19 protein-coding genes and 1 pseudogene are annotated in these 19,956 nt (G+C 41.6%); 5 read left to right on the forward strand and 15 right to left on the reverse strand.

Annotation, left to right across the window (positions count from 1 at the left end; all coding sequences use genetic code 11):
• Nucleotides 1-397: 397 nt before the first annotated feature.
• The 3 genes and pseudogenes from DD616_RS00025 to DD616_RS17280 all read left to right on the forward strand — a co-directional run.
• Nucleotides 398-733: pseudogene (locus tag DD616_RS00025) on the forward strand (phage/plasmid replication domain-containing protein); the annotation flags it as partial.
• A gap of 12 nt (nucleotides 734-745) precedes the next feature.
• The gene (locus DD616_RS00030; RefSeq protein ID WP_208871510.1) at nucleotides 746-1,012 is read left to right on the forward strand and encodes a single-stranded DNA-binding protein; all 267 of its coding nucleotides are present in this window, start codon (nucleotides 746-748) and stop codon (nucleotides 1,010-1,012) included.
• Nucleotides 961-1,545: a hypothetical protein gene (locus DD616_RS17280; protein WP_231140447.1), complete on the forward strand. Its 585-nt coding sequence runs from the start codon at nucleotides 961-963 to the stop codon at nucleotides 1,543-1,545. The genes DD616_RS00030 and DD616_RS17280 overlap by 52 nt, the downstream gene beginning before the upstream one ends.
• A 163-nt stretch (nucleotides 1,546-1,708) precedes the next feature.
• Here the strand turns inward: DD616_RS17280 and yciH are convergent, their stop codons facing one another.
• A complete protein-coding gene (gene yciH / locus DD616_RS00040; RefSeq protein ID WP_094146972.1) occupies nucleotides 1,709-2,020 on the reverse strand; it encodes a stress response translation initiation inhibitor YciH in 312 nt (103 codons plus the stop codon).
• A gap of 7 nt (nucleotides 2,021-2,027) precedes the next feature.
• Complete coding sequence (locus DD616_RS00045) at nucleotides 2,028-2,399, reverse strand: DUF3319 domain-containing protein (RefSeq protein ID WP_013867787.1); 372 nt, start codon at nucleotides 2,397-2,399, stop codon at nucleotides 2,028-2,030.
• 102 nt (nucleotides 2,400-2,501) lie between these two features.
• Between DD616_RS00045 and DD616_RS00050 the strand changes: the two genes are divergently transcribed.
• Entirely contained in the window at nucleotides 2,502-3,461 is a 960-nt protein-coding gene (locus DD616_RS00050) for a tyrosine-type recombinase/integrase (RefSeq protein WP_047691199.1), read from the forward strand.
• On the opposite strand, the gene DD616_RS00055 is transcribed toward DD616_RS00050, so the two are convergent.
• A complete protein-coding gene (locus tag DD616_RS00055) occupies nucleotides 3,445-4,449 on the reverse strand; it encodes a D-alanine--D-alanine ligase (protein ID WP_019281216.1) in 1,005 nt (334 codons plus the stop codon). The genes DD616_RS00050 and DD616_RS00055 overlap by 17 nt on opposite strands.
• A gap of 171 nt (nucleotides 4,450-4,620) precedes the next feature.
• Nucleotides 4,621-5,202 carry an SPOR domain-containing protein gene (locus DD616_RS00060; protein ID WP_013867790.1) on the reverse strand — a complete coding sequence of 194 codons (582 nt, stop codon included), beginning with the start codon at nucleotides 5,200-5,202 and terminating at the stop codon, nucleotides 4,621-4,623.
• Nucleotides 5,203-5,421: 219 nt separating this feature from the next.
• On the opposite strand from DD616_RS00060, the gene DD616_RS00065 reads away from it, so the two are divergent.
• The gene (locus DD616_RS00065) at nucleotides 5,422-8,112 is read left to right on the forward strand and encodes a bifunctional acetate--CoA ligase family protein/GNAT family N-acetyltransferase (protein ID WP_208871511.1); all 2,691 of its coding nucleotides are present in this window, start codon (nucleotides 5,422-5,424) and stop codon (nucleotides 8,110-8,112) included.
• 43 nt (nucleotides 8,113-8,155) lie between these two features.
• Here the strand turns inward: DD616_RS00065 and DD616_RS00070 are convergent, their stop codons facing one another.
• The 11 genes from DD616_RS00070 to DD616_RS00125 form a co-directional block, all read right to left on the reverse strand.
• Entirely contained in the window at nucleotides 8,156-9,052 is an 897-nt protein-coding gene (locus tag DD616_RS00070) for a LysR family transcriptional regulator (RefSeq protein WP_017047920.1), read from the reverse strand.
• Between the two features lie 643 nt (nucleotides 9,053-9,695).
• On the reverse strand, nucleotides 9,696-10,859 hold the full coding sequence (locus DD616_RS00075) for a hypothetical protein (protein WP_208871512.1): 1,164 nt from the start codon (nucleotides 10,857-10,859) through the stop codon (nucleotides 9,696-9,698).
• 576 nt (nucleotides 10,860-11,435) lie between these two features.
• Complete coding sequence (locus DD616_RS00085) at nucleotides 11,436-11,591, reverse strand: YoaH family protein (protein WP_013867794.1); 156 nt, start codon at nucleotides 11,589-11,591, stop codon at nucleotides 11,436-11,438.
• Nucleotides 11,592-11,636: 45 nt separating this feature from the next.
• Nucleotides 11,637-12,827, reverse strand: coding sequence for a conjugal transfer protein TraF (locus DD616_RS00090; RefSeq protein WP_208871513.1), 1,191 nt, complete (start codon nucleotides 12,825-12,827; stop codon nucleotides 11,637-11,639).
• A 60-nt stretch (nucleotides 12,828-12,887) separates the two neighbouring features.
• Nucleotides 12,888-13,772 carry a DUF2861 family protein gene (locus DD616_RS00095; protein WP_094163307.1) on the reverse strand — a complete coding sequence of 295 codons (885 nt, stop codon included), beginning with the start codon at nucleotides 13,770-13,772 and terminating at the stop codon, nucleotides 12,888-12,890.
• Entirely contained in the window at nucleotides 13,769-14,428 is a 660-nt protein-coding gene (gene vxrB / locus DD616_RS00100; protein WP_208871514.1) for a response regulator transcription factor VxrB, read from the reverse strand. The genes DD616_RS00095 and vxrB overlap by 4 nt, the downstream gene beginning before the upstream one ends.
• On the reverse strand, nucleotides 14,403-15,857 hold the full coding sequence (gene vxrA, locus DD616_RS00105) for a sensor histidine kinase VxrA (protein WP_017046913.1): 1,455 nt from the start codon (nucleotides 15,855-15,857) through the stop codon (nucleotides 14,403-14,405). Before vxrA ends, vxrB begins: the two co-directional genes overlap by 26 nt.
• 151 nt (nucleotides 15,858-16,008) lie before the next feature.
• A complete protein-coding gene (gene pntB / locus DD616_RS00110; protein WP_013867799.1) occupies nucleotides 16,009-17,385 on the reverse strand; it encodes a Re/Si-specific NAD(P)(+) transhydrogenase subunit beta in 1,377 nt (458 codons plus the stop codon).
• An 11-nt stretch (nucleotides 17,386-17,396) separates the two neighbouring features.
• Nucleotides 17,397-18,947, reverse strand: coding sequence for a Re/Si-specific NAD(P)(+) transhydrogenase subunit alpha (locus DD616_RS00115; protein WP_013867800.1), 1,551 nt, complete (start codon nucleotides 18,945-18,947; stop codon nucleotides 17,397-17,399).
• A gap of 289 nt (nucleotides 18,948-19,236) precedes the next feature.
• Entirely contained in the window at nucleotides 19,237-19,521 is a 285-nt protein-coding gene (locus tag DD616_RS00120; RefSeq protein ID WP_208871515.1) for an HlyU family transcriptional regulator, read from the reverse strand.
• 10 nt (nucleotides 19,522-19,531) lie between these two features.
• Complete coding sequence (locus DD616_RS00125) at nucleotides 19,532-19,900, reverse strand: late competence development ComFB family protein (RefSeq protein WP_013867802.1); 369 nt, start codon at nucleotides 19,898-19,900, stop codon at nucleotides 19,532-19,534.
• Between the last annotated feature and the right edge of the window lie 56 nt (nucleotides 19,901-19,956).

The following is a 19,956-nucleotide window of genomic DNA, read 5'->3' on the forward strand; positions in this document are numbered from 1 at the left end:
GAGTCACTGAATGGAGTTTTTATGCATCCTATATTTAATAATGGTTTGACAAGTCTTGTTAACCTTGGGAAAACATTTTCGAATGTTAAAATTAGTTTTGCTCAATGTATTTCCGCTATTAGAAACACCGTGAGGTTAGTTCTAAATCTGTAACTGAACAACATCTACAGCTTATTGAATGTGCAAATAGCCAAAAATATTTACACCGAACAAAATCCCAAGATGTTACTATAATCAAATGCTACGGTACACCTAGTCGGAAAAAGAACCGAGCTCCTGACCCTACATTACTAGATCTTGTTAAACGTGCCAATCTGGGCTGAAAAGAATTTAGCCCAGATATAATCTGACAGGCACCAAGTCGAAAAGTGGGTAACTGTCAGATCAGGTCTGAATTAGTACACATGACACTCACCAATCCATAGCGCATCAACTTGTTGAAGCTGGCGCGGTTGATACGCTCCGTAAAGCCAATACAACGCTAAGTTATTTCACCATGTGGCAACATGGCTCTGATTTACGAGAGATCTTAAATCAATCTCAGTTCTATGAACATAAGGCTCGACTGAAACAAATTGGTATCGATATTTCCCGTCCTTTCGATGTGAGTCGTATGTGTCCCACACTCAAGCGTTCAGAAGTTATCGAGGTTAAACCACTTTCTATCCCTGACTGGTATCAACTCCCTGTTGTTTCCAGATCTAACATCATGCCGTTTAAGGCTGTAGCATAAAGAGAGCACCACATGATTAAAATTGAGATATTCAAAGAAAATGAGAATTTTCAAACAAGTACAATACCGGGTAAAGAAGGCAAACCCTCTAGAACTATTTATGAACAAACCGCTTATGCCTATTTAGGCGGGAAATTTCCGGTTCAAATGAAACTATCCCTAGAAGAAGGACAACCGCCTTATGTCGCTGGAGAATACACCGTACATAGCTCTAGTAAGGACGCGTTATGGCTAGCGTATCGATATATGACCCAAACAAAACTCATCACCTCGGCTTAGGTGATTTTGAATTACTTCAGTTATCTAGACCAACTCATAAGGCAAGGTTTACTCGTAGAGGTCACGAAGACGTTCAGCTTTTAGTCTTTTTAGACGATGACAAGGAGGTACCATTCATTCGTGTTCCTTTGCATGTATTGTTGAGAGCGGCTCAGCACTGGGAAAAATCACATTACTCTAAAAAAGAAGATCGTTTTATTATTGCCAACCAAGACAAAATGTCATTTGCTGAAGTTGCTCAGGTTCTTGGCCGTAGTCGAGACTCGGTTAAGGTTCGCGCTGGTAAACTTGGCGTGTCATTTCGAAAAATCGCAGAGACGGCACCAACAGTTAAGCTTTCTAACGAGGATATTGAGCTCATTAGAGAGCTAGCCGAGGCGGGTTTAAATTTCTGCGAGATAGCCCGTAAGTTTGAGGTAGACAATAGTCACGTTAGAAACGTTTGCCAATTTCATTCGCGGCTGTACTTAGATAAAACTGACTATATTAGTCATAAAAAACGGCAAGCTGATGCAATTGATGGTATGGGATAATACTTATGGTGATTTTTATCCCATTGAATTTACTGAAATTAATAATACTAAAGTGCGTATTATATATCTTATGTTAAATTACTTGGTTTGCTTACTAGGTTCATGAGTAACCATAAATCAATAAGTTACCTTCTCTCACTTTCACTTTATAGTTATTAATACGTTAATTTCCGGCTAGTTTAACTCTGAAACCTTTCTTTTCTAAATAAGCTTTAATTTTGTCTCGAGCATCACCCTGGATCTCTATTTCACCATCTTTTACTGAGCCACCACACCCACAACTTTTCTTGATTTCTGCCGCGAATAGCTTTAGTGCAGTATCATCTAAATCCAAGCCGGTCACGATACTCACGCCTTTCCCTTTTCGCCCTTTTGTTTGACGATGGATTCTAACCACTCCATCTCCTTTAGGGCGTTCTATAACTTCAGGCTCAGCTTTGATACGGCCTAAATCCGTAGAATATACAAGTGTCATAAATCATTTACTTCTTTAATTGTTCTGCTTTCTGTTTTGCAAGCAAATAAGCTTCGATATGTTTTTGAATAGCCACTTTTGAACCTTTGATTAAGCGACCATTGAAAAAGCAATACCACCCATTGAGCTCACCTGTATCATTCTTCAGTGTAAAGCCGCCAAATTGCTCTTGTTTACCATTTGGAGCTTCTCTCTTCTTACCTACCGCACTGAACTCTCTAGGATCAATGATAGAGGCAGTATCACACCACCAGTCTATGCTTTTTTTAACTGCCGCAAGGTTACCAGTCAAAACATGGTTTTTGATCTTAACTTGCCATATATCTGTAGAGTTAGGCGCAGATGTAAGGGTAAATCCTCGATACGTCGCTATAGCCATATGTTATTGGTCTTTTTAATTATAGGTTAGTTAAATAATAATTGTATCTTCACCGTTATCAAGTATATTTATCGATAAACCATATTGTTATAGTGCATCAAGATGAAAAAAAACATCCCTCTCATCACAGATCCTATGATTTTAAAACAAAAGGTTACCGAATTTTCCGACACAGTTTGCTTTGAACAATTTCAACATTTGACACATTGGCAATATTCGAAGAACTCCGCTTTGGCCATGACTAAAGATTGGAATCATTTTGTTACATTTTGCAAAATAAGATGTGTTACTCCTCTTCCTGGCTCAACAACAGCTGTTAGGCAATTTATCGAAACGGAAGCTCGTGTGAGAAAATACGCGACTATCAGGCGTTACATGGTCACCATTGGTATCATCCATCACCTACTTTCGATGAAAGACCCCACACAAAACCGACTCACTCAACTTTCTTTGTTTCGTCTTAAAGGAGAGAAAGGTGATGATGCTAAGCAAGCGACACCGTTAACGAAAAAACATTTATTAGCACTAGATATACAACTTATTCATTCACCTAACAAAAAGGATATCCGCGATCTTGCAATCTATTATGTGATGTTTGAGTGTGCTTTGAAACGAAGTGAGCTTAAAAAACTAAGTACAGGACAAGTCTTAACTGTGGATGGGCAAATGAAGATCATCGTGGGAAATGTCGATTATTATCTTTCTGAATCGGCCTCTCTTGCACTTAAAAAGTGGCTACAATTACTCAATAAAGAGTCGAACATTGTGTTTTGTTCAATCGATCGCCATGGCAATATTTCAAATAGATCTTTAAATGATGCGTCTATTTTCCGTATCTTACGTCATGCAGGGCAACGTTTAGGCATATTTGACTTGAGGTTTTCAGGCCAATCAACCCGTGTTGGTGCGGCTCAAGAACTGGCTAAACAAGGTTATAAAACTCAAGATATTCAGCAATTTGGACGATGGTTAAGCCCTGCAATGCCAGCTCAATACATTGGTAAACTCGACATTGCAGAAAGTGAACAGATGAAATTTAAGGTCATTAAACCTTTTGATTGAGTGACGTTGTCACGCAATTGGCTAGAAATTCATGAAACCTATGCCCATTATGCTCTAACATTTTAGGAAACATTGAAATGGGAGTCATGCCAGGGAAGGTGTTAACTTCATTAAGATAAATGTTTCCCTCTGGGGTTAAAAAGAAATCAATACGTGCAAGGTGCCTAAGCTTCATGTGGGTAAAAACCCTAGCAGCACAATCACTTATCATTTCTAATTGATCTCTGGTTAAATTCTGAGCTTGTACTTCAGTCATCGAATGGCTAGCCGCACTGTATTTTTCTTCATAAGTATAAAATGCGTCTTCTGGTGCGATGATCTCACCCGGCTTAGAAAGATATAAAACACCATCAAGCTGATAAGCGGCAACTTCTAATTCCCTAGGTTTCACTGCTTTTTCAACCAGAACTTGTTCCGAGTAGCTAAAAGCCGCATCGATTGCGCTGTTGAGCTGGGAAACCTCGGTGACTTTGTAACAACCAACAGATGAGCCTTGTCTCGCCGCTTTAATAAACACACTTCCCCATTTTTCCAGAGCCTGCTTACACTGCTGATGCGCTTGTGCATTATTTTCTGAAAGAAAAAGATAAGGTGTATTAGGAATACCCAGCGCATCGTACCAAAGCTTAGATGTAATTTTATTAAAACTGTTAGCACTGGCTTCTGGACCACAACCTAAATATGGGATGCCAGCCAGCTCGAGCATCGATTGAATGTCGCCCGTTTCCCCTGGATAACCATGAATGCAAGGAACCACAAAATCGATATTGACGGCAACACCATTGGTATTCAACGTTGCAGCATTCGTGTCTAAGAAACTCAGATCGCCCTTTTCACTGTACCAACCATCGGGTCGCATTTCGACGCGAATAACTTGAAAACCTTCTGTTTTTTCAAGTTGTGCTTGTAAATAGTTGGCTGACACAAGTGAAACTTCATGTTCTGACGAACCGCCACCACATAATAATAGGATTGTTGTTTGAGTCATTAAAATCTGTCCATGCTGCTGACGAATAAACTATAAATCATGATAATCAATTCAGTGTGAAGTTACACGGTTTTAGCCAAGGAAAACCTTTTTACTGTTGTAACAGGCTAAGTTATAAGCAATAAAGGGGCATAAGCCCCTTTGATCATTTATTCGCGATAAAATCCAGAATCAGTTTAACTTATTGAGTGTCGGAAATTCCGAATTTTTGATGGTATCAATACTTTTGGCAAAAGGTTTCATTGCTTGAAACTCGGTTGGCAGTGTTTTAATTGCTTCAACAGCATCGGCACGAGTTGCGTAGTCACCATAAAGTACGGTGTACCACTTGGTTCCATTCACTACTTTATAATTTTCCCAAATAGGTTGGCCGTCAGAATTGGGCAGTTTACTGGCAAACTGATCAACTTTATTCTGTGATCCAACAGCAACGACCTGAATGGTGTAGCCAAAACGCGGATTCATTGCTGTCTGTTTAGCTGTCGGTGGAATGAGCGCTACTGCGGCTTTGCTTTGAGGGCTCATCTTAACGACTTTTTTCTCTGTATCGTTAGGAGACATCTTCACCACATTCGTTTCGACATTGCTCTCAGAAATTCCAGTAGCCATGCCTTCTTGAGCGACTACTGGTTGCTGAACCGGAGCAACTTTGTACTCTTCACGATGGCTTTCAGAGGTGACATCGGTAATGTATGTATCAGATGCACAGGCAGCCAGAAGCACTGATAAACCGACAATTGTGATTTTTTTCATGAATTGTTCAACGCCTTAAGTAGAAATTACTATAAATCATGCCGATAGCGACGCTCAGAATCAAGCTCGCTTTGTGATTATATACCCTTGTACTGTGATTTATGGCACAAAGTCGCAGTTGTCTCACGACGTAATGATCACAATCAAACCAATATAGTGAACAAGGATAGCATTTGTTCGCTAAGCTAACGGTAATTCGTGAGTGAAAGGTTCATCAACATGAACAATTTAAATCCATTCCTGAAACCAAAATCGATCGCGGTTGTTGGTGCATCAGTGCGCTCGCTTCGTGCTGGCAATATCGTGATGAAGAACCTACTTCAAGGAGGCTTCGATGGTGCGATTATGCCTGTCACGCCTTATTATCCATCCGTCTGTGGCGTATTGGCCTACAAAAGTATCGAATCTCTGCCTATCGTCCCTGATATTGCGATTTTATGCACGCACGCAACACGCAACGTCACCTTATTTAAGCAATTGGCAGATAAAGGCATCAGCTCCGTCATCGTACTTTCATCTGATATGTATACTGAAGATGCTCAAGGAGTCGAAATCCAAGCCCAATGTTCTAGAATTGCAAAATCGGCAGGAATGCGCATTTTGGGCCCCAATAGCTTAGGGCTGATCCTACCTTGGTTAAATTTCAACGCTTCGTTTTCTCCTGTCACAGCCTTAAAAGGTAACATTGCCTTTATTTCACAATCTGCAGCGGTTTGTACCACGATTTTAGATTGGGCAAATGACAAAGAGATCGGATTTTCAGCATTTATTTCTCTTGGTAATGCCAGCGACATCGATTTCTCTGACTTGCTTGATTGCCTGAGCACGGATAGACACACCCAAGCCATTTTGCTTTATGTTGATACGATTAAGGATGCTCGCCGTTTTATGTCGGCAGCGCGTGCCGCGTCACGTAACCGGCGAATCTTAGTATTAAAAGGAGGAAGAACGCTTGCTGGACGTAAAGCGGCTCAAGCACATACTGGTGGAGACAATACACTCGACATTATTTATGACTCCGCAATTCAACGCACGGGTATGTTACGGGTGAATAATACCCATGAACTCTTTGCCGCTGTTGAAACACTCACTCACTCCGTTCCATTACGAGGTGAACGTCTTGCTATTATTACCAATGGTGGCGGGCCAGCTATTATGGCCGTCGATACCTTGTTAGATCGAGGCGGAAAGCTTGCCGATCTTGAAGAGTCTACTTATCAAAAACTAAATCAGTGCCTGCCTAAAAGTTGGTCTCACAGTAATCCGGTCGATATGGTGGGTGATGCGGATCATACTCGCTACGTTAATACACTAAATGTGCTGCTAGATAGTGATAAAACCGATGCCATTCTCATTATGCACAGCCCATCTGCGATTGCGCAGTCTGAACAAACCGCTCAAGCGGTGGTCGATGCCATTAAAGCGCACCCTCGCCATAAACGTTTTAACATCCTAACCAATTGGTCAGGAGAACTTACCGCGCGCCCGGCTAGACAAATATTTACCCAAGCGGGCATCCCAACCTATCGAACGCCAGAAAGTGCAGTGGTGGCATTCATGCACTTAGTCGAGTACCGTCGAAATCAAAAACAACTAATGGAAACGCCGACAACCGCAGAACCCGTCCATGTATCAGAAATACACAGCGCGCAGCAATGGATAGCGGAGCAACTAGGCATACACCCTACCCGTCACCTTGATACACACCAAATAGGTAAGTTATTTAAATATTTTAATTTTAATGTATTACCAACTTGGATAGCTTCTGATGCCAGTGAAGCGGTACATATTGCCGAGCAAATTGGTTACCCAGTCGTGGTGAAATTGCGTTCGCCCGATATTACGCATAAATCAGATGTGCAAGGCGTGATGCTCAATCTACGCAACCGCCACGAAGTGGCAAGCGCAGCGCAAGCGATATTGGATCGCACGCAGATCTCGTATCCTTCCGCTAATATTCATGGGTTATTGGTTCAGGCAATGGCAAAGCTCGCTGGCGGCGAAGAGCTCAGGATCAAAGTGATTACTGATACAACCTTTGGCCCGGTCATTTTACTGGGACAAGGTGGTTCAGAATGGGATGAATCAATCGATGCCGCCGCCGCACTCCCCCCACTGAATATGACGCTCGCTCGTTATCTGATTGTCAGAGCAATACGCAGCGGGAAAATTCGGCTGCAAAAACTACCAGAGCCAATGAATATTGATGGGTTATCTGAGTTTTTAGTTCGTATCTCGCAGATGATTATTGAATGTCCACAAATAGATGAATTAGATATTCACCCGGTTTTAGCCAATGGTAATCAATTCACCATATTGGATGCCAACTTAGTCCTAAAAGATTACCAAGGCGACGGACAAAGTAGATTAGCTATCCGCCCCTATCCAAGTGAGTTTGAAGAAAATATGCTCCTAAAGGACAACTCGGCCATTACCTTACGCCCAATCTTGCCCGAAGATGAGCCGCATCATGCAGAGTTTATCCGTAACGTATCAAAAGAAGATTTGTATAAACGCTTTTTTTCGGATGTCGGCGAGTTTAACCATGAAGCCTTAGCCAATTTTACTCAAATTGACTATGACCGAGAGATGGCTTTTGTCGCAGTGGATCATACCAATGATCAAGAGAGTATTATTGGCGTTTCACGGGCACTCATTAACCCTGAGAATAGCGATGCTGAGTTCGCCATCTTGATCCGTTCTGATTTAAAAGGAAAAGGTTTGGGTAAAATCTTGCTGCAAAAAATCATCGACTATTGTCGCTTGAAAGGAACCTTACAAATTTCCGGCATGACCATGCCAACCAACCGAGGCATGTTGACGCTAGCGCAAAAATTAGGTTTTGAGATTGAAGTGCATTTCGAAGATGGGACGGCAGATATGGTTTTGATCTTAAATAAACCAGAATAAAGCCGTAGCGATCAGGTTTGATCACTGCGATCCGCCCAAAATTTTAACTTAGCGTCCAGTTTTTCTTGAGGTATTGCACACACCACGACTTTGCTTCGCCCATTTTATTACGCCGCCATGCCATAATGATCTGCATCGATTTTTCTTCAGATCCGCTGATTGCTTTCAGTTTACCTGCGGCGATCAATGGTTCTGCTATCTGTTTCGGTAATGTGCCAATGCCTAACCCTTCCACTAAAGCGGCACATTTTGCGCTGAAATTAGTTACCGTCAAACGCGGTTGTTTTTGCAAAATATTCACGCTCATTGCAGGCTGGTCACGCGCGGTATCGGCAATCGCAATCACTCGATACTTTTGCCTTGCTTCTTCATCAAATGCACCGCTTCGTTTGTGCACGTAATGCGAGCTGGCCGCTACCCAAACCATTGACATAGTTCCTATGGTTTCTGCTTTTACATCTTGTGGTAACGTATCGATACGTGGGCAAATCAGCAAATCGGCTCGATCGGTTGAAAGTGACTCCCAACACCCCGCTAAAATTTCTTCTTGAAGACGGATTCGTGTTTTACTGACATTACCTAACGCTTCAACCATTGGGAAAAAATTATGAATAGGGATAATACCGTCAAATGCGACCGTCAAATCCAGTTCCCAACCATTCGCTAACAAGGTTGCGTCATTCACCAATTTTTCTGTCGCCGATAAAATGGCTCTACCCCGCTCAAGAATGAGCAAGCCGGCTTCAGTAAACGTCGCTTTATGCCCTGAACGGTCAAAAATAGTGATATCTAAATCTTGTTCCAATTTTTGGATCTGATAACTCAGCGATGATGGTGCACGGCTTAGCTCATTTGCCGCCGCAGCAAAGCTGCCTCGTCTATCAATCGCATCTAAAATATGAAGCGCTTCTAAGGTAATTGGACTTTGCAAAATGGACATCCTTTGGTGAAATTGCAGTGAGTATGCAATAACGAGTATGCCTTATTTATCATCGTTGTGGTATCTCTGACGGGATGGAAAATAGACGAGGAGAACTGGTTTGGAACCAAAAATCGTAGAAATAACAAAGCCAGTTTAATACTGGCTTTGAGACACATTCATTTAAAAAGGGGTAGAAAAGTTATCAATGAGTGAGTCTATTTCTTATTTTCTGACATCTCTTTCTTAACCATGACCGCTGCAGCCACGATAAAAACGATGATTAATCCAAGCTCCATGTAAAACCTCGATAAGTGTGTAAAATTAAAGGCTAAAATATAAACAACGCGATTCTAGCAGACTGGAAAAATATAGACAGCTTTTAACGTATTGCTAACGTTTTTAGCGACTCAGTTCAAAAAGAGCGTGAATACAGAAAAATGGTAATTTTCATCACATCCGTAACTCTAGATTGTTATATTCTCTTCCTACTTGAAGCTACAGCGGTGTTTAACAACGCACCGCCGAACTCAAAAACCCACTGTAAACACTTGCGCTAAAGCCGCCACGCGTTGGCAGTCCCTCTTGAATGCATGAATGTGTATATGTGTTTCAGATGCCACAACCCATTTTTATTTCGACCGACCTAATGGACCGTTCTGAACTAGATGTTACGTGCAATGGCCACTAGCTCGTCTCGGCAAATTTGCAACCAATATTTGAGAGTCTCTTGCAGCATTCTTACCTGATCACCGATGCGGTTGACTTCTTTCAGCTCCTCGTCGGTGAGAGGTCGAGAAGGTAAATTCTCTGATAATGCAGTGAAGTAGTCTACCTGCATTCCACTAGAAGAATGGAAATTCATACCAAAACCGGTAACTGGATTCTCACTAGGATCGAAGTAATAGTTCCACATAGCAAGATCCTCGTTAATGTATTCAATGGTATTTTTACCGTACTTTTCGTTCATAAAGGTATCAATATCAGACAGGCTACCAGTAAGAAACATATTATATTCGTCGCTGGAGATTTCCACAGATGAATCAGTCAGCACACTAGAGAGTAATGCCATACGCATAATTGGAGAGACATCGCCTATGCCATTAGTCCAGTTAGAATACCATTCACTAGCAGTACCCCAATTATTCTGAAATTGCGTTACTAAAGCCCCGGGGCAACCAGAATTATTTTTCATAGAATCAGTAATTGTATAAGCAAAACTGTCCTTGGGTGCCTGGGCATGAATTTTGTTAAAAAGTCCAGGAAGGTCAGCAACAAATTCATTTTGATCATAGTTTTCATGAGAACCATGCATCCCTGAACCGCCACACTCCATAAAACGTTGAAGGGCATCTTTTTCATCCGCTGTTAAATTGTAATCGTCAATGTGGATCAATACATCCATAAGCACTAGTTGAAAAGCGTCTTCTAACGCATACCCTGTTAATGGTGATGTTTTTGATATGTCTTCCCACATCGCTTCCATGGAATCTACAAATACACCTAAGCCCATAGCTTGCTGCTGTATCGCTTCAAGTCGAGCACTGCATGCTTCGATACCAGCCGCTAGTGTCAATGCAATAGCATCCTCAGGATTACTACCCACCATAGACTGGACAACTTGTTTTTGATGAGCCGCTACCATAGCCAGTACTTCAGAATCTGCTGATTGCTCATCGACTGATGCAATGGCAGGATCGATTTTTTCAAGGTCTTTTTGGGCTTTCTTAATCGTTGCAAGGTAAGCCTCGACTTTTTGGGGACCCACTTGAGGAGCGTTTTGCTCAATGCCGCTGAGTTGAGCATTACTTATGTTATTGGTTATCATTCCGAGATTCCTAGACTAGATTTCATTCACTTAACGATATAACCATCAGTAAAAGCAGACAATAGACAACTCATAATCCCAGAAAAATCCTACATAAAATGGCTTTATTTCCTAAATCATGGAACTAAATTATCTGATCAGCTAAGTTCACTCAAATACTTAGACCAATGGCCAAGTTTTGCTACAAAACCGGTTAAACAGAACATCGCTGAAAGCACCAACACTCGAGAATATACGCTACCCACTTGCTCGTTGGTGAGCATTTGGATGATATCCCGGCGAAGTCTGGTAGAACACCGGCCTTCGGTACTTAGGTGCAAAAACTACATGATATTTACAATTCCATCGCGTGTGCGCTAAGCTCTCTTCGTCCCAATTGGGACCCCCTTTCAATTCTTAATTAACTCTTACAGTTGCCAGACCACAAGACGTTTTTATCAAATTGAAAGGGGTTATAACTGACTTATAGCCGTAAGCTTTACGGAACCCCCAGCCTAGCTAGGGGTTTTCTCGATACAAAAAAGCGTCCACTAATGAGTGAACGCTCTTATGCAATGGAAATAGTTAGGTTGAGAATTAATTCGTTTTATCTGCAGATTTTTCTGCTCTAATTTGGGATGCAACGATTTTTATGGCTTCTGCGGTACTGATACCTTGAGCCATTAGTTGTTGAATTTTCTCAACAGCTTCTTGCTGTTCTTGGTGAGATAAAGTTGGAATATCATCAAACATTTAAAAAGGCTCCGGTTGATTAGGAGCCTGACTATAGAGATCGAGTTAATAACTAGCAAGGAAATTTATGTAAGCTCCCATCGCATTATCGTTTGTATAGCTAGCTCCAATGTCCAGTTGGAAGAGATTGAGAGGTGAGATCCCTACCCCTGCTGTGATTGTTCCATCAACATTATCGTATGCTAAGTTCTTCTTATATCCTGCTCTTAATTTTAACTGACGCATGATATCGATTTCACCACCTACTCGAATCATCTGTGTATTGTCATTAAAATTAGTGTAGCGCTCTTCTTCATTAAGATCATAATCCACGCTTAATGTGGCATAGTCTGCAACAATGCCTACGCCTACTGTATAAAGTGGCCTCATTTGGTATGCGTAGCCAATATTGATGTCTCGTGTTTTACCGAATTGGCTCTTAAGACTCTTAGTGTAAGATTGAGTTTGAATGTCTCTCTTGACTAAATTGGTTGCGGAAAATCCAACTCTTAAAGGCCCATAAAACCACAATGCGCCGGCATCAAGGTTGAACATGGTTTCACCTTGGCCATTATCGCGTGCATCTTTGATATCGTAATCGGTTACGCTTGCTGAATATACATAGGTGTAGATGCGTTGAAGTTTAGGTGTTACACCAAAGGCAATATGTTGGCCTAAAAATGTTTGGTACTTGGCTAGCGAGAAACCCACTTCTGTTACCCCAACGGAAACAGCGTTCACTGCGCTGAGCTCTGCGTTTTCGATAGTTTGTAGCTCTGGAGTTAATGACGCAGTATTTTCGCCGCTGTAAATATCAGGAGTGACAAACGTTTCGGTATAGGCTTTGGCGAATAAATTAGCCGCTATAAATTGGTTAGGAATGGCAAAGGCGACAACACCGCCAATTTCGGCTTTTAGTTTATCATTTTGTAAATTATTTAAACTTTTCTGCAGCTGTTCAGTATTTGTGTAATCTTTTTTTTCTATGAAGTTTGAAATGCTGTCTAAATCATCGACCATGTGGTCTTCATCATTATAAGAAATCCCGAAACTGGGAACGATCATACCTACGTCATCGTTACGACGGTAAATAGCCACAAGTGCAGGGTTATAAAATGGAGCAGTGAGAAAGTTCGCAGATACAACCCCTACACCACCCATCGCATCCCCTCGCGCCTCTATTGCATAATTGGCTGCGAAGCTGAAAGAGGGTGTAAGTACGACTGCAAGTGGGAGTATTTTAATGAAATTTTTCATAATGTTATAAACGTGTCGTTTCCTTTATGTCTATAACGGCATATTGTCTATTATCTTTAATTATTCATCTACTGAAACATCGTAGGTTTTACTGATTACTTGAGATTGCTCAATGATAATCGGCCCTTGCCAACGTTGTTGAGTCATTGATACCGCTAGTACATAACGGTCTGCAGCTAAATTAGTGATTTCAAGTTCATTAGGATACTCAGACTCGTAGCGTTGACTCCATATTTCAGAGTATTTTCCATCGATGTAATCATACAGCGATACATTGAGTTCAGGTAAAGGGCAATATGGATTGAGTAGCGCTTTTTTTTCAATTTGCCATTGATCTTTCGAAGCCCAACGTACAATTTGCTTTGCTTTGGGTTCACCAAGCACAATCCATGCGCTCCAAGATTGCTGATCTTTGGCTGTTATATCAAGACGGTATAAACCCATTGTAATTTTACTATTGAGATTATAACGCTTTAAGTAATGTGCCGTTCCAGTGACGCTGTCACTCGAAGTGGTCGTTAATACACTATCGGTTGATAAACTTTTATCGACCCACTGCGCCAGTCTAATATCAGCAAGTGGTTTTTCAGCGTCCACTTCTATATCAACATGAAATGCATCTCTTCCTGGGCTCTGGATCTCTTGCCTATTAATGGTGATTGATTTAAGCCATTCGGGGAGTGGTTTTTTGTCTAAACTTTTACCGCAATCAACGGTTAATGATTGTAATAATAATTCATTGAGATGGCTCTGAATGTTTTTGTTATGTTCAAGCTGCCACACTTCGACAAGTGAGTTAAACATTGCTTCTAAATTATTATTTAAAAGATTCTGATGCGCTTGGGTAAGCGGTGTGATTTGATCAAACCACTCAACATTTTGTGCTTTGGTAGGAATAGTCACAAATGCTATGCCTACCAATAGTAAACGAGATTTCTGCATCACGCTTTCATCTTGTATCCAACACCGCGTAAGGTTTCAATCTCTAAGCCTGGAAGTTTTTGGCGCAATTGCAACACGTGGGTATCTACGGTTCTTGTCGTTGGAAAGTGGTTATAACCCCATACATGATCAAGCAATTCATCACGCGTAAACACTCTCCCGAGATTGCTTGCTAAAAATAAGAGTAAGTCAAATTCAGTACGCGTTAAGGTAATTGAATCTTCTTTAAAAAAAACTTCTCTTGTGGCTTTATCAATAACAAGATTGGGTGTAACCACTTTCGTGTCATCCTGCCCTTCTGATTCTGGTGAACGAAGCTGGGCTCGAATTCGTGCAAATAATTCAGCCTCGGCAAAAGGCTTGGTTAAGTAATCATTTGCCCCCGCGTCCAATCCGGCCACTTTGTCTTTGACCGTAACAAGTGCGGTTAAAAGAATTACTGGCAACTCTTTTATTTTACGCCATTCTGGCAAATACTGAACAGAATCGCCATCGGGTAATTGGCGATCGAGGATGACTAAGTCTGCACTGTCCCAATGCTGTTTAACATCTGCAATAGTTTCTGCATGTAAACAGTCATACCCTGCTTGTTCAAGGCTTACTAATAAGCCATCGGCAAGGTTTTTATCATCTTCAACGAGAAGCAATGTCTGTTTCACAGGGGATCTCCAATATAAATGTGGTTGGCGGTCCTGCGAGTGTCATCTTACCACCCATCCGACCTACCATTGATTCTACAATAGTCAAACCTAAACCTAAGCCACTTTTGCTGACAAAAGGTTTACGTAAATTTCTCCAATCTCGATGATTTAACAGACCTTGATCTGTAACTTTGATCGTGATTGAATTTTGTTTAGTTGTTACCTCTAACGTAACTGGAGCAACACCGTATTTTACTGCGTTTCTAATTAAGTTATCGATGCATGTCCCAAGCCAATAAACATTCAGTTTAGCTGCAATATCTTTGTTTATAACAAGATCTATGCTTTCACGAAACTCTTCTTCCACTTTGTATTGTAACCATTCTTCAACGGAAGGTACCCAGTCTGTTGCAAGCGGCCTGCTCTCTGACTGTAAATAATCCTTACTGGCTTCGGCCAGTTGCCGTAAACGTCTGGAATCTTCGCATAGCCGTCTAAACTCATCGTAAACAGTTGATGGTAACCTTTCAAATTCGCGCCGAAATCCTTCAACGGTTAGCGATAGACTTGCAATGGGTGTTCTGAGCTCGTGAGTAAGAATCTGCAGCACCAACATACGACTTTTCATTTCCTGTCGTTTTGAATTCCAACGATAAAGGGACCAGCCTAATACAAGTATTATGTTAGCTAGGACAAGAATTACCATACTTATCCGTAACACGTTGGAATGATCTTCAACATTCCAACAAATGTTGCCTCTTTGAATAAAACAGGTCGAATTTTCCGAGGCCATGCTATAGCTGAGTCCTGCTTTACTCGCGTTGTCTAACCATACGTCTTCGTTAAAAACGTAATACATATCCCCTTTTCTCAGCCAAAGATCGCTGTTCTCTACAAACATGGTTGCACCTGATATAAGTGCTAAGATCGTATCTTCATTCATGTTTTGGATGCGGCCAAGCAAAGAATCCACACTTGCCTTGGTGCGCTCTCGTATGTGCATATATTGTTGCAACTCTACAAATTTCTCAGGGTATTTTTTCACATAACGAGCCGCATATGTTCCACCTCCTGGGTGAATCAAAGCGCTTCTCGCAAACCATTTCGACGGTAATTGAGATCCTTTACAGATAGCTCTCGTGAAGACTAATGGTTCTGTTATGAGTGGGCTCAGCGGCAACTTACCTGTACAGCTTTGAGATAATTTGTATAACAACTGTAGATCTTTTAAAGGGTATTCAGCCGTTTGCGGTAACATTGATTCGGGAGTCAATAAGCGAGTTGGATAATCAACCTGCAAAGTACGGATATCATAACTTACATCAGCGGTACTATAATCAAAAAGCGATGCAAAAAGGTCGATGCGTTCTGGCAACGAATCGGCATAGGTTTGAATAGGTATTAGAACTAAAATAGTCCAAAAGTAGGTCTTAATCGCTTTAAACAAGTTTTATTTTCATTAATGGTTTAGATTAAAAACTATATAACATTATTAACTAATAATACATTGCACGTGTTATATCCATGTCAATAATGATTGCTCAAAAACAGAAGAAGCCAGCATTTTGCTGGCTTCTTCATTATCTTAATCGTAGATGCTATAACGCTTTTGAGATGGCGTCTACACTCTCTTTTGCATCACCAAAAAGCATATAGGTATTATCTTTAAAGAAAAGAGGGTTTTGTACACCTGCGTAGCCAGTATTCATTGAACGCTTGAATACAATGACATTTTGCGCTTTCCATACTTCCAACACTGGCATTCCGGCGATCGGACTGTTCGGATCTTCTAATGCTGCTGGGTTTACTGTGTCATTTGCACCGATCACCAAAACCGTATCCGTTTCAGTAAAATCATCGTTTATTTCGTCCATTTCTAACACAATGTCATAAGGCACTTTTGCTTCAGCAAGCAGTACGTTCATATGGCCAGGCAAACGTCCCGCTACTGGGTGAATACCAAAGCGAACTTTAATGCCTTGTGCACGTAACTTCTCCGTGATTTCGTGAACAGGATACTGTGCTTGAGCTACTGCCATGCCATACCCTGGAGTGATGATCACTGACTTAGAGTTTTTCAGCATTTCGGCTACTTCTTCAGCGTTTATTTCACGGTGTTCACCGTATTCAACGTCTGCGCTGATAGTCACATCCTGACCAAAGCCCCCGGCAATCACACTAACAAAAGAGCGGTTCATCGCTTTACACATAATGTAAGAAAGAATGGCACCTGAAGAACCAACCAGTGCTCCGGTTACGATCAGCAAATCATTCGCTAACATAAAGCCAGCCGCTGCCGCTGCCCAACCTGAATAGGAGTTAAGCATCGATACCACAACGGGCATGTCTGCACCACCAATCGAAGCCACCAAATGGTAGCCAAACGCGAACGCTATCAGAGTCATAATAATCAATGCAAACATGCTGCCACCATTATTAACAAAGTAAATCATTAATAATGTGGAGACAACAATGGCCGCGAGGTTGAGCTTATGCTTATGAGGGAGATTGAGCGACGACGACGAAATGATTCCACGCAGTTTACCAAAGGCGACGATAGATCCTGTAAAGGTGACGGCACCAATAAATACCCCAATGAACACTTCAACCAAATGAATCACGTGTTCAGCGTGATCGAGTACAATTGGCGCATCGATATAGCTGTTATAACCCACTAATACCGCAGCCATGCCCACAAAACTGTGGAGAATAGCCACAAGTTCGGGCATTTCGGTCATTTCTACTTTTTTAGCATAATGAATACCGATACCACCCCCAATTACCATCGCCAGCAATACCCAAGCTAAGCCCTGCGCATCTGGACGAAAAATAGTGGCGATGAGTGCGATAGCCATACCCGCTATACCATAGTAGTTACCAGCTCTTGCTGATTCCTGCTTTGATAATCCAGCAAGGCTCATGATGAAGAAGATAGCAGCAATAATATATGCGGCTTGTACTAATCCTGCAGACATATATTACTCCCTTAGTCTTTACGGAACATTTCAAGCATACGTTTGGTGACTGTAAAACCACCAAAGATGTTAATGCTTGCAATTAAAACAGCGATAAACGCGAGGAAAGTGACCACACCACTCCCTTGACCTATCTGCAATAAAGCTCCGACCACAATAATGCCGGAAATTGCATTGGTAACGGACATCAAAGGAGTATGTAAAGCATGAGTAACATTCCAAACGACGTAGTAACCCACAACACACGCTAAAACAAAAACGGTGAAATGGCTTAAGAAAGCCGCAGGTGCGACCGATGCGATCCAAGCAAAAGCGCCAACGGCAGCAACTAAGCCAGTAATTTTTTTCGTCGCAGAAACGGGTTCTTGTTTTTTGGGTTCAGGTCTAGTTGGTGCGGTCTTGACTTGCGGTTGCGCAGAGACTTGGATCGGTGGTGCTGGCCACGTTATTTCGCCTTCTTTCACGACCGTCACACCACGTAAAACAACGTCTTCAAAGTCAATGTTGATGGATCCATCTTTTTCCTTGCATAACAATTTCAGCAAGTTAACGATGTTTGTTGAATATAATTGAGAGGATTGTGTTGGTAAGCGGCCAACCATATCAGTATAACCGACCACTTTCACACCATTGGCGGTTGTAATCACCTGATCGGCAACCGTGTATTCACAGTTCCCCCCGTTTGCAGCTGCAAGATCGACGATCACGCTACCAGCGCTCATACTGTCGACCATCTCTTTGGTGATCAGCTTAGGGGCTGGACGTCCAGGGATCAAAGCCGTCGTGATAATGATGTCGACATCTTTAGCTTGCGCTGCATACAGTTCAGCGGCCTTTTTATTAAAGTCGTCAGACATCTCTTTGGCGTAACCATCGCCTGAACCAGCCGTTTCTTGGAAATCGACTTCCAAAAACTCTGCACCCATTGATTGAACTTGTTCTTTTACTTCTGGGCGAACATCAAAAGCTCGTACAATTGCCCCCAAACTTCCTGCGGCACCGATAGCAGCGAGGCCAGCAACGCCAGCTCCAGCAACCAGTACTTTTGCCGGCGGGACTTTGCCCGCTGCGGTAATTTGCCCTGTAAAGAAGCGGCCAAATTCATGTGCAGCTTCAACAACAGCGCGGTAGCCAGCAATGTTAGCCATTGATGACAAAGCGTCTAAAGCTTGTGCTCTGGATATTCTCGGCACTGAGTCCATCGCCAGCACGTTGATTTTTTTACTTGATAACTGTTCCATCAATTCTGGGTTTTGTGCAGGCCAGATAAAACTGATTAGGCTTGCCCCTTCTTTGATCAAAGCAACCTCATCAATCGATTGTTTTTCATCAACAATCGGCGCATTGACCTTCAAGATAATGTCTGAATTCCAAACATCTTGTGTCGAAACAATCGTGGCACCAGCCGCCTCAAAAGCCGCATCATCAAAACTGGCTAAAACCCCAGCTTGAGTTTCAATGGAGACGTCGAAGCCTAGTTTGATTAATTGCGCTACCGAACTCGGTGAAGCTGCAACCCGTGTTTCACCCGTAAGGGTCTCTTTTGGTACACCAATTTGCATAGTTATTCCTTGACTATTGGCACAATGATTATTCTGTTTTTATCTAACCACCAGCATAACTGCAAGCAGTTTGTAATAAAAATACAAAATGCTATTACATATAAGGTTAAGTAATGAGTGATTGTCATAGGTGAAAGACAAAAACACAACGACATCCAAACAAAGCAGAGGTCGAACCACTTATCACAAAGCTCTATAAAAACAGGATATTAGCCATGTATTTTACTCAATGAATAAGGGTATCGACTAATGAGGATATTCATTATGATTTTTATCAAGTTGGACGATGTTAGGAAAAGATTTTCTCGCCCATCTGATCGATGAGCATTTTTGCTTTTTTAAGCATAAGCTCATCAGCGTCGCTTTTACTAGCTACGACATCGGAGCGGATAAAACGGTGAGTACATATTTCACCATTAACATCTTTACTAATTTTACCAGCGACACGATATTGCCCTGATTCAGACATTGCATCTTGGTAAATTAAAAAACCTTTATATTCAATGGGATCCAAAAACTTCATTTTTGAGTCATTGCCTGACCCTTGATTAAATAAACGAGAAAAAAATCCCACAAGAACTCCTTTAAGACTTGTTTGTTTCAATAATCGGCTTCTCGAACCACTCTAGTTCTAAGTTATCGTCAAAGCGCAATTGGCCTAGAATGATAGGAATATCATCTTCTCTGTGTCTACGTCGATCATTAACGATCATGCTTTCCGCCGATTCAACGGCAACTTGTGCATTCTCTTTAAGTATGACCAATTTTTCTTCAGGTAGCGCAGAGAGAAAATCTATGTCGTATCGAATATAGATCGGTCTCAATTGAGCAAGGGATAAGCAAGCGAGATCGGCAAGCTGCTCATTATCATAGTGATTTACATACTTATCTTCAGCCAATACGCGTCCGACAAGTGTTTCCATGTAATTATGTACATCAACACTGATTTGCATCCTTACACTCCTTCCTCTTCGTACTAATCAAAATATTTAGATAGAACTTAGCAGTA

Source organism: Vibrio anguillarum, assembly GCF_003390515.1.
Lineage (GTDB): Bacteria > Pseudomonadota > Gammaproteobacteria > Enterobacterales > Vibrionaceae > Vibrio > Vibrio anguillarum.